The following is a 13,984-nucleotide window of genomic DNA, read 5'->3' as shown; positions in this document are numbered from 1 at the left end:
CTCGAATGCGGTACGGCACGTTCCCGTCAGCTACCGAGCTACCGAAGCATTCACCGCAGCTTGAAAGCAGGCCTCTGCGGTTCTCGAGTAAGAAGAGGCCCGTTCGATGGGACGAGCGGAGTCGTACGCTTCGAGGGCGGAAGCTAGGCGTGCTCTCGCTCTGCTGAGGCCTGATCGGACCGTTCCGATCGGCAGGTTCAGAACCTGCGCCACCTCGGCATAGGGCAAGCCCTCTATGCCGACGAGAGCGATCAGGATCTGATCGCGCCGACCCAAGCTGCGAAAGCAGTCGATGAGCCTCTTAACCTCGAGGTGATCTTCCTGCATCGCCGGCTCGGCAAGGGCGTTGGAGACGACATCGGCAATGTCTAGGTGGGTCGCCTTTGCCGATGCGTTTCGCCGCGAGTTGTAGAAGAGGCGACGGCACATGGTGAACAACCAGGCCTCGAGGTTGCCCCCCCGGAAGAGGTGACGCTTACGCACACAACGGAGCATGACCTCTTGGACGAGGTCGTCTCCGGCCGCCGGGCACTTCGTAAGGGAGTACGCAAAGTTGCGAACTGAGCCCATACACGCAATGAGTTCGTCGTCGGTGAAGCTTACCTGTCCCAAATGCAATCCCCTTTTTATCCCTAAGGGTTCGGACTGCGGATGGTTCCAAAAACGGAAACTCCTTTTCTGACTGCGTGTTGGCCGCAGAGGAACAAGACACGAGGGAAGAGATGGCTGAGCCGAACGAAGCTGCCCGCGGACGTCAAGCGAGCAGGCCATGGGACGTGCCGCCCCTCGGTTGGAAGGACACGCTTCTTCGCACGAAGAGTGAGATAAAGAACGACCATGTCTCTCTCATCGCCGCAGGGGGCGCGTTCTTCTCGCTCCTAGCGCTCTTCCCAGCGGTCGCGGCCGTCGTCGCGATTTGGGGGCTGATCGCCGACCCCGCCGAGATCGTCCGTCAGCTCGACGGGTTCACCTCGGCGTTGCCGCAGGAAGCGGCCGACATCATCCACTCGCAGGCCCGTCAAGCTGCGGAGGATGGAAGCGGCGCCCTGCTTACGGCGATCTTGGCGATCGCGCTCGGCATCTGGTCCGCCTCCAAGGGGATGAACGCCGTGATCGAGGGCGTGAACATCGCCTATGACGAGGAGGACGACCGGGGCTTCATCAAGAAGACCCTTCTGCGCCTCGTGCTGACGATTGGTGCAATCATCGGCGTCGTGCTCGCCATCGGATTGGTCGTCGTCCTGCCCGCCGTGCTGAAGGCGGTCGGCTTGTCCGGCGCGGTCGAGTTCCTGATCGGCGTGCTCAAGTGGGCGGTTCTCCTCGCTGGCGCCGCGCTCGCCTTCGCCGTTCTCTACCGCTACGCCGCCGCCCGGGACGAGCCGCGTTGGGCGTGGGTCACGCCGGGGGCGATCGTCGGCGTCGTGTTGTGGTTGATCGGCTCGATCGCCTTCTCGGTCTACGTCTCGAACTTCGCGAGCTACAACGAGACCTACGGGACGATCGGCGGGGCGGTGATCTTGCTGATGTGGCTCTACCTGACCTGCTTCGTTGTTCTGCTTGGTGCCGAGATCAACGCGGAGGTCGAACGGCAGACCAAGAAGGACACGACCGAAGGCAGCCGCCAGCCGCTAGGACGGCGCGGGGCGCACGCTGCCAACACGGTAGGCGAAGCGCGGAGCTAGTCCCGGTAGATGTGACTGAAGGGGGCGCGCGACGACGTGTGCTCGCACGATCTCGCAAGCAGAGGGTCCGGTCCCAAGGGCACTCTACCCACTGACGTCGCTCACCTCACCAGAAAGCTGGGGGACTGGGAACTAGGCACTGGCTAGGGCCGTTCCACCTGATGCTTAATGGAGAACGTTGATGGCTGAGATACCGGTCGTGAAGAAGTCCCGGTTTCCCTGGTGGGCGTGGGTGATCCTCGTCGCCCTTATTCTCCTCGCGCTTCTCTTCCTGCTAACGAGCGGCGAAGAGAGGAGAACAGCCGACGCTCCTGTTTCTGGTTCCGCCTCTGCCGAAGGAGCGGTCGTCTCTCAATCGTACGTCTCGCTCAAGCGGCGCTCGCCATCGCAGCTGGCAGGGGCATGACTGACCCTGCGACGATCGCCGAAGGCTCGACACCCCCCACCGGGCGGCTAGTCGAGATCGCGCAGGTTGCGATTGAGCGTCTGTACGGCGACGGTGACTCTTCCATTGAGAGCCACAGAAAGTCCTCCGTCCTCGTCGTCGACGACGTCCCGCAGAGGCCCGGCAGCAGTCCGACGGAAGCATCGGTGTTGACGCCAGCCAAGACTATCCGTCTTGCCGGTGAAGTCGCCCAACCAAGCGATAGGCGCATAGGCGGGCAGGGGACCGGGCATCTTCCAGTCGCGACCTCGAACTCTACGTCCTTGCTGTAAGCGTCACGATCGGAGTGAGTGAGATGACAGACTATGAGAAGAGCGCCTCAGAAAGTCGGCTGAAGAAGTTCTCTACGCTGTCTAGATACAAGCTAAAGGACGCGAAGCAGGACATTCGCAATCTACCCCTCGTGACGCCCGAAGGCGTCGAGTTGGGCATCATCGACGACTTGCTGATCGACGTCGCGGCGAAGAGGGTAGCAGCCGTCGCGCTGCAAGGTGGAGGTCTGGTCCCCGTCGAGCCCCTCGAGATTCAGGCGCATCAGGTCATCAACCATGACGCCAGACACCAGGACGGCATGGTCGCTGGGATCTACTAGGTAAAAACGGTCAGATCGACCTGACACAGCTACGTGCTGATGCCGCTTCCGCCCGTCCAAGCTTTAGTGCGTCGGCGCCGACGGCACGGGTGGGGACCTAACCCCGCCGCCGCGGCCGACACGTTACGCTTCAAGAGTACGCCCCTAGCGAGTCTTCGCTAGGGGCGCTTCAGTCTGCCGCTGATCATGTTCACTTACACAACCTGATACGGAACCCGTTCTCAGCGGGTCGCAATCCTGAGCGTCGTCTCGCTTGGCAGCTCCTCGCCCGTCGAGATGTCGTTCGCTTGCATCTGCTCTGCACGCTGAGCTGTCAGGTTGCCAGCGCGGAGATCGTCGCCGCTCATGCGCAGCTCGGTCACTGGCACGGGAATGTCGGTATCCCTGATCCCGAGGAAGCCGCCGTGCTCGATGATCGCGTAGGTTTGCCCGTTCATCTCAACGACACGATCGATGCTGCCGACCTCCTCATCGTCGGCCCCCATCACGGATTTGCCGAGGAGGTCGCCGACGGTCACGTTCGCGGCGGCAGGAGCCGCTGCTGCGGACTGCTGCGGTGCGCTCGTGCTCCCTGATCCGGCGACGGCTTGGGGCGCTTCCGCGGCCGCCTGGCGGATCTGGATGTCCGGCTCGCCAACTCGCTCGAAGCGGATCTCGGGCTGACCGCTCGTCTCAAGCGTGGGCTCCGCGCCTTCGAAACGAACTTGGGGTTCAGGTCGTTGCAGATCGATCTGCGCCTCGGCATCCGTCCCGTTGACCGTGACTTGCGGCTCTGCATCAGCGACGTAGACGTTGGCATCGGCACCCTCGTCGCCGCGCGCGACGAGCTGCAGGCCTGCCTCGTCCTGCGCAGCCAACCGCTCGCGCGTGATACGCGTCTGAACCGGCGTGTCCGCTTTCCCGGGGACCGCGCGGAGATCGAGATCGACGCGAGGGTCGGGTACTGCAACGCTCACCTGCGGGGGCGCCTGCCGAACTTCGACTTGCGGTTCCGCCATCGCCACGTCGACGTCTGACGGCGGCATCGTGATGATGATCTCCGGCGCCTGCTGACGCACGGTGATGGTCGGCATCCCGACGGTGATCGTCGCCGGACGTTCCCGCACCACGATCTCCGGTTGGCCCTCGCGGACGGTGACGCGCGGCGGTTCGCTGCGGACCTGAACGTCAGCCGGCTCCGGGCGGACCTGGACGTTCGGTACCGGCGCGACGACGTCGACCTCGCCTTGTACGGTGACGGTCTCCTGCAGCTGAACTTCTTCCTGCACCGAGCGCGACTCCGTCGTCACGTCGCTGTCCGATTGCCCAGCGACCTGCCGCACCTGCCGAGCATCGCGCTCCAACACCGCCAAGCGTCGGTTACAGGTTCGCGCGTCGTTGCGCTCGAGAATGGCTGCAAGTTCCGGCTCGGCTGTAAGATCGTAGGCCTGCGACTGGTTCAGGAAGGTGTAGAGGTCCTGACATTCGGTCACGTAATCGGCTTCTTGCGCTGTGGCCGACGCACCTCCGAGTGCCAAACAGCTCGCTCCTGCAAGAGCCACCATTCGCTGGTTCATCATCATCTCTCCGTCATCGCATGCGGCGCCGAGTCGCGCCATGTACTATGCACAACGGCTAAGCCTCGAAGGACGTTCCATTTCTGCTCATCTGCGGCTCCGATGACGACTGCGGCAGATCCTATCACGTCTACCATTACTAGGGCGAGGAGTGGGACTTGCTGGGCAGTTTAAGAGGCGCCGCGACGGGCGTCGCCAAACACATCTACACGCTGGCAAATCGTCCCTGGCGTGAGGCGCTGACGCGGCAGGGAGACGCCTTGCTCCGGTCCGTCGGCTTCAATCGTGACGTTGAGAGTCGGATCCCCCGCCTAGCCGGCACGCCGATCGGCAACGCTCGCCAGAATGCGCTAGGGGCCAGCCGTCCAATCAAACGTTCGTTGCAGAACGTCCCGAACGGTCACGTAGAAGGCTGCGCTCGATCCGTTGCTTGTGCCACCAAATCCGAGCGACGTCTGCCGAGGTTGAAGAGGATACGCTCGATGCTCCTCTCACGAACAATGGTCAGAAGGTTCAGGACGTAGAAGGCGAAGAAGAACGTGAGGACGCCAAGCGGGCTGTCCCACAACGCGCGCCGTAGAACCCTCTCGATGAACCAAGCGTCTTCGGCGACCTTCGACTCGATGGCTACGTGATCGATCTCGACTAGATCTACGATACTAAACGGTTGCTCGCCGAATGGCGTCTTTCCCGTCAGCAGCATCCCGAAGGTTTGGAGGTCGGCCTCGATCCACGCGCCTTCTTTCATCCACCAGACGATCGAGGTGACGAGGGGCGTCGCTGTTAGTGCGAAGGTACCGAGGAGCGCCCAAGCGCGAAACTCACGGGACGATTTGAGGTCCCCATTCCGCCTTACGATGCTGTCGTCAGTACGTTTCAGGTGCCATTCGCGGGAACCGAACTTCATAACCACCCTCCGATGGGGGGAGTAGCCGGAACTTCTCGCTACAGGGTAAAAATACTAGCTCAACGTGCTAGGGTCTGGACTCAAATCAGCAGCCAGGTTCGCATAGCGCAGAGGCTGACGACGGCTTCGAAGTTTCGTGCGCGCTTCTGGAAACGGGTAGCGACGCGGCGGTTGTCCTTGAGCCGACCGAAAGCCCGCTCGATGAGGTTGCGGTCCTTGTACGCCTTCACGTCGTAAGCGGCAGGGGTCTTGGCGCCTTTCCTCGGCGGAATGACGGGCGCCTTGCCGAGCTCCTCGAGCGTGTCGCGCAAGGCCCTGCTGTCGCAGCCCTTGTCGGCGATGACCGTGTCCGGTCCCCGCTGCCCCAAGAGCGCCTTCGCCTCCGTCACGTCGTGACGGTTCCCGCCGGTCAGAGAGAAGCGCCGCAACCGGCCTTGCTCGTCGCAGACGCCGTGCACCTTCGTCGTGCGCCCACCCCGGGAGGTGCCGATGCCTTCGGCCTCGGCTCTCTCCTTCGTACTCATCCCCCTTTTTCGGCCCCTGCCGCGGCCCGGTGCGCTTTGATGGACGTCGAGTCGATCATCTCTACCGACTGCGGCAGCGCCGCCTCGAGCGCCTCGTACATGCGGCGCCAGATGCCCTGCTGCGCCCACCGGTTGAAGCGGTTGTAGACCGTGCCAGGCGGCCCGTAGCGCGCCGGCAGGTCGTCCCAAGGAACGCCCGTCCTCAGCACGTAGAAGATCCCATTCAGCACCTGACGGTCGTCCCGCCTCGCACCGCCCTGGCGCACCGGTGGCAAGAGCGGCTCGAGCACCGCCCACTCCTTGTCCGTAAGGTCGAACCGCATCGTCCGTACTCCGCTGCGAGCGCACAGCGAATCAACCATGCCGCCAGCGTGCAAGGCCTAATTTGAGATCAGACCCTAATACGGTTGTTGCTCCCAGTTAGAAATGACAGCTTAACCGCAGAATAGAACTGTCACCGCGTGCGGGGAGGGCACTTGCCCTCGATCGGTATAGTAGATCTGTCGCGACGGTCCGGCAAAGCATGAAGTTTGGAAAGAGGCGCTACGCTATCGTCCTGGCAGACCGCACGTAAGCGCGGCGCCCCCCTGGCACGTGGGCCGCGAAGCGGCCCAGTCGTTAGGTCCCGATGGTTCAGCGTCGCGAAGCGACACCGTTTGTCAGGACCTATCCAGAAGCGGACGTCAAACGGTTGGAACTGCGGTGAATGCTCGACCTTATGCGGTCACACCGGTTGCCATGGTCGTCAGCTTGCAATCGATCCGCTACAGGCTGCAGGACCCGCGCCTAGGGCGAATGCAACTTCTGCCGTACGCCGATGCCCGCTTGTTACCTATTATCGAACAAATGAGATGAACCCTCCGCCGATGGCAAACCACCACGCCGTAGCCACCCACTGCTTGGATGCCGAACGGGAGGGGCGATTAATCGAGTTCTTGTTAGACCAACCGGTTCCAAATTTGTTAAACGCGGAAGGCACTTTGGTTGCTGCGCTACGTGACTTAGTCGAGCAGGGCAATTTGCAGCTCTCTCGACATTTTACCCGAGAAGCATTAGCGGCTTTGCCGAAGGGGCGCTTCTTCCACATTCAGCAACTTTTTTGTTCCGTCTTGCCTCATAGCTGCGAGGCGGCCGAGGCACTTCTACCATGCATCGAAGAGCTCGTTCTAGCTGGCGGGGAAGACCTAGCTGCCGGTGAGCCCGTGCGTGCTTTTGCTGATTGGCTAGGCTCGGACTTAGAACGAGCTGACGCAGTCCTAGACGCCCTGTCATTCAATCGAACGCCACGCACATTCGTCAATGTACTAAAGAAGGTTAGTCCATTGAGACCAGTTGAGACATTTGAACAAGCCTATGCCTTGTCCGCGTCGAACGATATTGATAGGAGACTGGCAGGTTTTTCAGCTCTCGGTGTCTGTCATGCAATAGATGCTGATGCGGCCGAAGATATATGGAACCATCTGGCGACGCCTCTCGATGCTGTCATCGATGATAGGGAGATCGCCGTCCTTACGGACGCGTTAGCTGAGCGCTTTAAGGAGATGCCAGATCACTTCGCTGGACGCATCGAGAAGGTTCTCCAAGGCGCTATCGAACGGGGGAACCGATTCAGCCGCTTTGCCGCCAGTCGTATTTTATTCATGCAGCGCGATGCCCTGCCCGAGAGCGCTGTCAACGACCTGACAATCCGCTTGGCTCGACTAACGACGACCGAGGAAGGCGGGACCGTACAAAATTTGATGGTCATCGCCTCCCAGCTCGATGCAGACCGGGATCGTCTCGTGCTGTCCGACTTCATCCTCGCCATGCATCAGGCGGGTACGCTCAAGGGAAAGACCGCTCGAAACGTTATGCACGGGATCGAACGGGCAGATCCCAACCTTTTGGCGTGGCATGCCGCCCGTCTTCTCCTCTCGGAAGACGGTCCGGCCGTCGAGCTTTACTCCCTCGTCGCTCAGGGCGTCGCCGACTCTGCAGACTACGACACTGATCTCGATGATCTTGAGCTTAACGCCGAGACGGTAGAGTATCTAGGACGAAGGGCGCTCGGCTTTCTCTTTCTTAGCCCACCCCTCGCTCTAGGGATCGTTGCTGCAGTCATGCGAAAGACAAGCGAAGAGGCGCGAATAGCTCTTGGGGAGCAGCTCTTCGACGTTTTGTTGAGGAGCTACCCGGGCATGGCGGACAATACAGAACGCATAGTCGGGGGACCGGAGGACTTAGCAGCCGATGTGCTTCGTGGAGCGGTGGCGAAGGCGCGCGCCTATCTTTCCGCGTTGAAACCCGTCCGCTCGATTGCCGAATTCAGGCCATCAGAGCGGCAGCGCTTCATTCAAGCCGAACGCCAGGCTGACTTCTGGCGGGACATTCAGCGAAACGCACATGATCAGTCCGATCTCCTGCAATTCATCACGGTACAGCACCTTTTGTACGGGTCGGGTTCCGTCACGCACGTCGACAGTCCGGACGGTAGTGAGACGCGACGGATGGAGGTTCCGATGCAAAGCCATTCCCACGAGATGGCAATGCCTCGGCTCGAAGGGCTGGATCCCGTCGGCTTGAACTTGCGCCTTTTCATGCTGCGCGCATCGCGGAGGCCGGAATGAGACTACTCGTGAAACAGTATTTCTCGTCGCTTCGGGAGCGTGACGAGTTGGACGCTGTCCTGCCGGAGATCCTAAGCGGCATAGGTTTGGAGGTCTTCTCGCGCCCCTCTCGAGGGACTCAGCAGCGCGGTGTCGATATCGCCGCCGTCGGGCCAGACCCGACAGACGGTGTTCGCAAGGTCTTTCTGTTCTCGGTCAAGTCGGGGGACCTGACCAGGCACGAGTGGAACAACGCAGGCGCACAGTCTCTAAGACCGTCGCTCGACGAGATCATTGATGCCTATATACCAAGCCGTCTGTCGCCGGAGTACGCGAGCTTGCCGATTGTCATCTGTCCGACTTTCGGAGGTGATACTCGCGAAGACATACGAGATGTTCTGAAAGGCTACATCGATCAGAACACGAACGATCGTATCTCGTTTCAGGAGTGGAACGGGGATCGGCTCACGACGCATCTTCTGACGGGCCTCTTCCGAGAAGAACTGCTGCCTGAACAGGCGAGGACCGCTTTCAGGAAAGCCGTCGCGATGGTCGACGAGCCGGATATCGCATACCATCACTTCGCACGGATGATTCACGACCTGATGCCGGACGCTGACGCAGACGGGACGGCAAAGCTATCGTTCCTTAGGCAGTCGGCAATCGCGACGTGGATTCTGTTCGTGTGGGCACGTGAAGCAGAAAACCTTCGCGGTGCGATGCGCGCAGCTGAGTTGGCCGTTCTATCCGGTTGGCACGTGGCTCGAAACGATCTGGAAGGGAAAGCCAAAACTCCGACGCAGATGCGAAGCGCGCTCGAGCAGCTCATCCATCTCGACGCTGCGGTGCGGTCCGCCTTCATCGAGGGACCAGTCGCGGAGTACGCGAAGATTCCGGACGGCTTAGCGACCGCCGTGCCGAGCGCTTCATCCGTCGATGTGAACCTTGCCCTATTCGATCTCGTCGGCCGTCTCGGACTTCAGATTTTGTACCTTGCGTTTCAATACAGAAAGGCGCCAGAGGACGAACAGGAATATCTACAAGAGCGTGCGACTAAGATCAAGAATTTGCTCGTAGCGGCTGTTACAAACAATGACGTTCTGCTCTGCCCAGTAAGAGACGATCAGTCAATTGATCTGACTATCGCTATGCTAGCGCTGCAATCTCTTAACGATACTGCAAGTATCACGGCTTGGGTATCTGGACTGATAGAGCGTACGACCTTCGCGTTCATGAGCTCAGCACACTACCCTCGACCAACGCAAGACTATCGAGAACTTGTCCGTCAGAGTGACAAAGATAAGGCTAAAAGCACCAATGCGAACACGCTCATACCTACACTGACCCTGTGGGCAATCCGCAGCGATGCCGACGATGCACTCAAAGATCTGATGACGTTCTCGTCAAAGCATTATACTCACTCGACCGCGCAACTCTGGGTCCCCGGACCGGATAGCGAGGAAAATCTCTACATCAACTCTTCTCAGCACGGGTACGCGCTTACGATGAAGGGCGATGATTCTGATCTGATGAAGCGCGTTGTGAGCCGAGAGGTTCGCGAAAACCAACATTTCGCCACGTTGTCTGCGCAAGCTTTTGGCATCTGGTACGTCATCGTCTTGGCGTGCTGGCACCATCGCCTGCCTGTGCCGCCACAACTCTGGTTTCCTGACCACGGCGAAAACGATGCGGCAGAGAGCGCAGTGCATTCCAACTGACGACTTCAGATCGCCTTTGCGAAGCAGGCAGCCTGCGTCAGGTCATACTGCCGGTTGATCCTGAGTTATGTCCGCAAATGCGCCGGGACCGTCGTTGGCAGGTTGATTAGCAGCCGAACCGCTCGGCTCGAGGGGATTGTTCAGCGATCGACATAGGCAGCCAGTTCTTGCGGCACCCCCGTCGGGAAGGCTTGCTTCAGAAGGTCGAGGAAGGCGGAGACGCGGGCGCTTAGGTGCCTTCTCGACGGGTAGAGCGCCCAAAGCGCGATGTCGGATCCTGCGACGTCACCCCAACGGGTCAGTCGGCCTGCTGCGAGGTCGCGGCTGACGAGAGAGATCGGCAAGCGCGCCGCGCCGACACCGCCGCGTACGGCGTCGCGGATCATGATCAGCGATGACAGTCTGAGAATCGGGTCGACCGCAAGCTGAGCCTCGCCCGCCTGTCCGGTCATCGTCCAGCGTTCTGTTTGGTCGTTCCCCCGAACGACAGCGGAGACTGGCGCTAGAGAAGAGCGGGAAAGGTCGGGGCTGGCGACGACGACGAGCCAGTCGTGCAGGAACGCCCGCCCGATCAGCTTCTCGTCCGGCTTCGGATCGACGCGGATGACGAGGTCGTACCCCTCCTCGACCATGTCGACGGGCCGGTCCTCGCTCGTGACCTCGAGCCGCACGTCCGGGTAGGCGAGCGCGAAGTCGGCGGCGAGCTTGCCCATCGCCACTTGCGAGAAGAGCAGGGGCGCGCTGATCCGCAACCTTCCGCGGGGGCGTTGCCCGCCTGAAGCGATCTCGACCGCTGCCTCTTCTAAGTCGGTGAGAAGAGAGCCGGCGCGCTCGAAGAGCGCCCGCCCTTCCTCCGTCAGCTTTAGGTCTCGTCCGCCGCGCTCGAACAGACGCACCCCAAGGCTCGCCTCCAACTCGGAGACGCGCCGGGACAGCGTCGCCTTCGGCCGACCGCCAGCGCGCGCTGCCTTACCGAACCCGCCATGGCGAGCGACGAGGACGAAGTCCGAAAGAGCGAGAAGGTCCAAGCGTTCCACCAGCGAGACGGCTTGTCCAGATATAGCGTCTATTGAGCCTCCTGTGGATCGATCACCTTCAGTGCTGCCAAGCCTGGCAGAGATGAGGAGACCTCCCATGACCATCCTAGTCACCGGTGCCACCGGCCGCGTCGGCCGCCACCTCGTCGATCAGCTGTTGAAGCGCGGCGCAAGCGTGCGGATCCTGACCCGGGACCGCTCGAAGGCCGACGTGCCCGAAGGCGTCGAGGTCGCCGAGGGCGACCTTCTCGACATCGACGCCGTCCGCGGCGCCCTCTCCGGCGTCCGCACGCTGTTCCTTCTCAACGCCGTCACCGGCGATGAGTTCACCCAGGCGATCCTGACCCTGAACCTCGCCAAAGAGGCGGGCGTCGAACGGGTCGTGTACCAATCTGTCTTCGACGCCGACGGGGCGGTGAACGTGCCGCACTTCGCGGTGAAGTCCGGCGCCGAGCGGATGCTGGCGGCGATGGGATTCAGCGCGACCATCCTGCGGCCGGCCTACTTTATCGAAAACGACGCGATGATCGCGGACATGGTCGTGGAGCACGGCGTCTACCCCGTGCCGATCGGCAGCAAGGGCGTCGCGATGATCGATACGCGCGACCTTGCCGAGATCGCCGCGATCGAGCTCCTCCGCCGCGACCAAGCGCACGGCAAGCTGCCGATCGAGACGATCAACGTCGTCGGACCCGACACGCTGACAGGGTCGCAGGTCGCTGAGATCTGGTCTGACGTCCTCGGACGGCAGGTCGCCTATGGCGGAGACGATCCGAGCGCGTTCGAGGGCAACATGGCGAGCTTCATGCCGAAGTGGATGGCGTACGAGATGCGGGTCATGGCCGAACGCTACGTCAGCGACGGCATGGTTCCCGAAGACGGCGACGCCGAACGGCTGACGAAGCTCCTTGGCCGGCCACTCCATTCCTACCGCGACTTCGTGGTGGAACTGGCGGCAGGGAAGACGGCTTCCTAACGCCTGAAAGCGAAAGGCGACCTGCCTCTACAGCTTCCCTTTCTTCAGCTACACTCTCGTATTACCGAACCTACCATACACGAACCAACGGACCGGCGAAGTCTTGCAATCAGCCGGTCCGCAATGCCAGGGCGGCGCAGCTTTTGTCGATCCGCTGTCGCCGCTTAATGTCCGGTTCTGCGCTGTTCCCGTTGTGCGAGCGTCAGCTACCCTTTCTGCTTCGTGCCTCGATCTCCACGATCTTCTCCTTCGACGGAATGGTTAGTTCCTGTCCGGGAAAGATCTCGTCGGGATGCAATGACAGCGCTCGGTTCACGAGGAAGAGGGTGCGGTGAAGGTCCGCATCTCCGTATTGCGCCTTTGCGATGGCTCCCAGGTTGTCGCCTTGCTGGACGGTATAGAACCTTCGGTCGTCCCCCTCACCAAGGCTCGAAGCGCGCTGTGAGTCAGCTAGCCTGGATGCGAACGCGTCAAGCTCGTGGGCTACGTTACACAGGGTTTCGGGCCTGTAGGTACTATCCTCTGCCCACCGGAGTTTCGCGATCTCGCTGACCTCGGTCATCGAGAGTGGACCCGGCTTTCGTGGGGCACCGGGCAGCTTGTCGAGAAGGGCGCCGAAGAAGCTCTTCTCCGTGTCGATGTCCTGATTTGTCAGCGGTGCCATCACGTTCGGCTTCAGTTCGAAGACCGCACTCGCTTCATCGGTGTCGATCGTCAGGCCGTTTGCCCGCGCGCCGTCCAGCACCCAGTGCAGCGCGCCGTCCGACAGGCCTCTGATACCGCCACCCCCGCCGACCGAGCCGTGGTCGCCCGGGAACCACTGCTGCTCGTAAGGCCGTTCGCCTCGTTGTTTTTCCGGCCTGCCGGTTCATGTCTTCCACGTTGGTCCAGAGGGTCGGAGCGAAGTTCGGCCGGTCCTCGTCGATCGCAACCGCGTGGCGGGCGTAGCGGACGAAGTCCGTCAGCTTGCAGTCATGGAAGGCGTACCTCTCGTTCACCCAGTCGGAGAAGTCGCCTAGCTGGCTTGGCAGCCCCATTGAGCCGACCGTGTCCCAAACGCCGAGATACGCCACGCGAAGGCGGGTGCAGGCGTCGGGATCGTAACGGTCCGCGTGGACATCGTAGCGCCACAGATGGTCAGCCTCGTCGACGTAGGTCTCGCGCGCGTACTGGAAGCGGAACTGCCGCATCGTTTCCACGTCCGCGTCGCTCTCAGGATCGAGGTCGCGATAGTTCTCGACCGCCTGGTGCGCCTTCTCGACGTGGCTCCGACGCAAGATGCCAGCCGAGTGAAGGAGGCCGACGAAGGATCGCGCGCTGAACGCCCCACGCGAGAAACCGAAGACGAAGATCTGATCTTCCGGTTCGAAGTTGAAGACCAGGAACTTGTACGCCTCGACGAGGTTGCCGAGCAGCCCGTGACCGAACACGCCGCCGCCAAGCCGCTCGAGCGCCCGACGCACAGCGCCATCATCAATGTCTGAGCTGCCTACGCCCTCATCGTAGTAGACGATCTGCGTCGCTCCATCTGGCCTGCCTCCTTCTGAGTGGTCCGGACTGTATGTTCGGATGGAGCATGGAAGGAGAGCGACATGGGACGCAAGCGGCACAGCCCCGAGGAGATCATCGGGAAGCTGCGCGAGGCGGAGGTCTTGATCGCGCGGGGTTAGACGACGCCGCAGGCGACGAAGGCGATCGGCGTGACTGAGCAGACCTACTACCGGTGGCGCCGCGAGTACGGCGGCATGAAGGTGGATCAGGCGAGACGGCTGAAGCAGCTCGAGCGGGAGAACCAGCGGCTGCGCAAGGCGGTCAGCGATCTCACGCTCGACAAGATGATCTTGGAAGAGGTGGGGCGGGGAAAGTTCTGAGCCCCGCTCGCCGAAGGGTCGCGATCGATCACGTGCGGGGTGTCCTCGGCGTGTCAGAGCGGCGGGCGTGCCGAGTGGTTCGGCAGCACCG

General features: G+C 61.5%; 12 protein-coding genes and 2 pseudogenes. 7 read left to right on the top strand and 7 right to left on the bottom strand.

All coding sequences use genetic code 11. The features are described 5' to 3' along the window. Positions 1–30 precede the first annotated feature (30 nt). Positions 31–612: an RNA polymerase sigma factor gene (locus GGQ59_RS00070; protein WP_183814684.1), complete on the bottom strand. Its 582-nt coding sequence runs from the start codon at positions 610–612 to the stop codon at positions 31–33. A 110-nt stretch (positions 613–722) separates the two neighbouring features. On the opposite strand from GGQ59_RS00070, the gene GGQ59_RS00065 reads away from it, so the two are divergent. The 3 genes from GGQ59_RS00065 (at position 723) to GGQ59_RS00055 (ending at position 2,719) form a co-directional block, all read left to right on the top strand. Next, entirely contained in the window at positions 723–1,682 is a 960-nt protein-coding gene (locus GGQ59_RS00065) for a YihY/virulence factor BrkB family protein (RefSeq protein WP_183814682.1), read from the top strand. 181 nt (positions 1,683–1,863) lie between these two features. Next, positions 1,864–2,088 carry a hypothetical protein gene (locus GGQ59_RS00060; protein ID WP_183814680.1) on the top strand — a complete coding sequence of 75 codons (225 nt, stop codon included), beginning with the start codon at positions 1,864–1,866 and terminating at the stop codon, positions 2,086–2,088. 334 nt (positions 2,089–2,422) lie between these two features. Further along, the gene (locus tag GGQ59_RS00055; protein ID WP_183814678.1) at positions 2,423–2,719 is read left to right on the top strand and encodes a PRC-barrel domain-containing protein; all 297 of its coding nucleotides are present in this window, start codon (positions 2,423–2,425) and stop codon (positions 2,717–2,719) included. Between the two features lie 221 nt (positions 2,720–2,940). Here the strand turns inward: GGQ59_RS00055 and GGQ59_RS00050 are convergent, their stop codons facing one another. From GGQ59_RS00050 to GGQ59_RS00040, 3 genes and pseudogenes are all read right to left on the bottom strand, one after another. After that, positions 2,941–4,281, bottom strand: a complete 1,341-nt coding sequence (locus tag GGQ59_RS00050; protein WP_183814676.1) for a PRC-barrel domain-containing protein — start codon at positions 4,279–4,281, stop codon at positions 2,941–2,943. 394 nt (positions 4,282–4,675) lie between these two features. Continuing rightward, positions 4,676–5,182 carry a hypothetical protein gene (locus GGQ59_RS00045; RefSeq protein WP_183814674.1) on the bottom strand — a complete coding sequence of 169 codons (507 nt, stop codon included), beginning with the start codon at positions 5,180–5,182 and terminating at the stop codon, positions 4,676–4,678. Between the two features lie 80 nt (positions 5,183–5,262). Further along, positions 5,263–6,029, bottom strand: a pseudogene (locus GGQ59_RS00040) (IS5 family transposase). A gap of 612 nt (positions 6,030–6,641) precedes the next feature. Between GGQ59_RS00040 and GGQ59_RS00035 the strand changes: the two are divergent. Both GGQ59_RS00035 and GGQ59_RS00030 read left to right on the top strand, forming a co-directional pair. Then, positions 6,642–8,312 (top strand): hypothetical protein, encoded by a 1,671-nt coding sequence (locus GGQ59_RS00035; protein ID WP_183814672.1) that lies wholly within the window; start codon positions 6,642–6,644, stop codon positions 8,310–8,312. Then, positions 8,309–10,009 (top strand): hypothetical protein, encoded by a 1,701-nt coding sequence (locus GGQ59_RS00030; protein WP_183814670.1) that lies wholly within the window; start codon positions 8,309–8,311, stop codon positions 10,007–10,009. Before GGQ59_RS00035 ends, GGQ59_RS00030 begins: the two co-directional genes overlap by 4 nt. Before the next feature lie 140 nt (positions 10,010–10,149). On the opposite strand, the gene GGQ59_RS00025 is transcribed toward GGQ59_RS00030, so the two are convergent. Further along, entirely contained in the window at positions 10,150–11,037 is an 888-nt protein-coding gene (locus GGQ59_RS00025) for a LysR family transcriptional regulator (protein WP_183816608.1), read from the bottom strand. Between the two features lie 106 nt (positions 11,038–11,143). Between GGQ59_RS00025 and GGQ59_RS00020 the strand changes: the two genes are divergently transcribed. Then, a complete protein-coding gene (locus tag GGQ59_RS00020) occupies positions 11,144–12,022 on the top strand; it encodes an SDR family oxidoreductase (RefSeq protein ID WP_183814668.1) in 879 nt (292 codons plus the stop codon). A gap of 202 nt (positions 12,023–12,224) precedes the next feature. Here GGQ59_RS00020 and GGQ59_RS00015 read toward each other — a convergent pair whose 3' ends face one another. Both GGQ59_RS00015 and GGQ59_RS00010 read right to left on the bottom strand, forming a co-directional pair. Further along, positions 12,225–12,767, bottom strand: a complete 543-nt coding sequence (locus tag GGQ59_RS00015) for a LysM peptidoglycan-binding domain-containing protein (protein WP_183814666.1) — start codon at positions 12,765–12,767, stop codon at positions 12,225–12,227. Then, the gene (locus GGQ59_RS00010; protein ID WP_183814664.1) at positions 12,721–13,632 is read right to left on the bottom strand and encodes a phospholipase effector Tle1 domain-containing protein; all 912 of its coding nucleotides are present in this window, start codon (positions 13,630–13,632) and stop codon (positions 12,721–12,723) included. The genes GGQ59_RS00015 and GGQ59_RS00010 overlap by 47 nt, the downstream gene beginning before the upstream one ends. Between GGQ59_RS00010 and GGQ59_RS14845 the strand changes: the two are divergent. Continuing rightward, positions 13,615–13,984: pseudogene (locus tag GGQ59_RS14845) on the top strand (transposase); the annotation flags it as partial. The gene GGQ59_RS00010 and the pseudogene GGQ59_RS14845 overlap by 18 nt on opposite strands.

Origin of the sequence: Parvularcula dongshanensis (genome assembly GCF_014199615.1) — a bacterium.
Lineage (GTDB): Bacteria > Pseudomonadota > Alphaproteobacteria > Caulobacterales > Parvularculaceae > Parvularcula > Parvularcula dongshanensis.
The sequence above is the reverse complement of the archived record's forward strand: the minus strand, read 5'-3'. Positions and strand labels throughout refer to the sequence as shown.

What these genes read in the sequence shown, in the direction of transcription:
- GGQ59_RS00050 (WP_183814676.1), bottom strand. Translation starts at nt 4,281, where the DNA reads ATGATGATGAACCAGCGAATGGTGGCTCTTGCAGGAGCGAGCTGTTTG.
- GGQ59_RS00020 (WP_183814668.1), top strand. Translation starts at nt 11,144, where the DNA reads ATGACCATCCTAGTCACCGGTGCCACCGGCCGCGTCGGCCGCCACCTC.
- GGQ59_RS00060 (WP_183814680.1), top strand. Translation starts at nt 1,864, where the DNA reads ATGGCTGAGATACCGGTCGTGAAGAAGTCCCGGTTTCCCTGGTGGGCG.
- GGQ59_RS00065 (WP_183814682.1), top strand. Translation starts at nt 723, where the DNA reads ATGGCTGAGCCGAACGAAGCTGCCCGCGGACGTCAAGCGAGCAGGCCA.
- GGQ59_RS00055 (WP_183814678.1), top strand. Translation starts at nt 2,423, where the DNA reads ATGACAGACTATGAGAAGAGCGCCTCAGAAAGTCGGCTGAAGAAGTTC.
- GGQ59_RS00045 (WP_183814674.1), bottom strand. Translation starts at nt 5,182, where the DNA reads ATGAAGTTCGGTTCCCGCGAATGGCACCTGAAACGTACTGACGACAGC.
- GGQ59_RS00030 (WP_183814670.1), top strand. Translation starts at nt 8,309, where the DNA reads ATGAGACTACTCGTGAAACAGTATTTCTCGTCGCTTCGGGAGCGTGAC.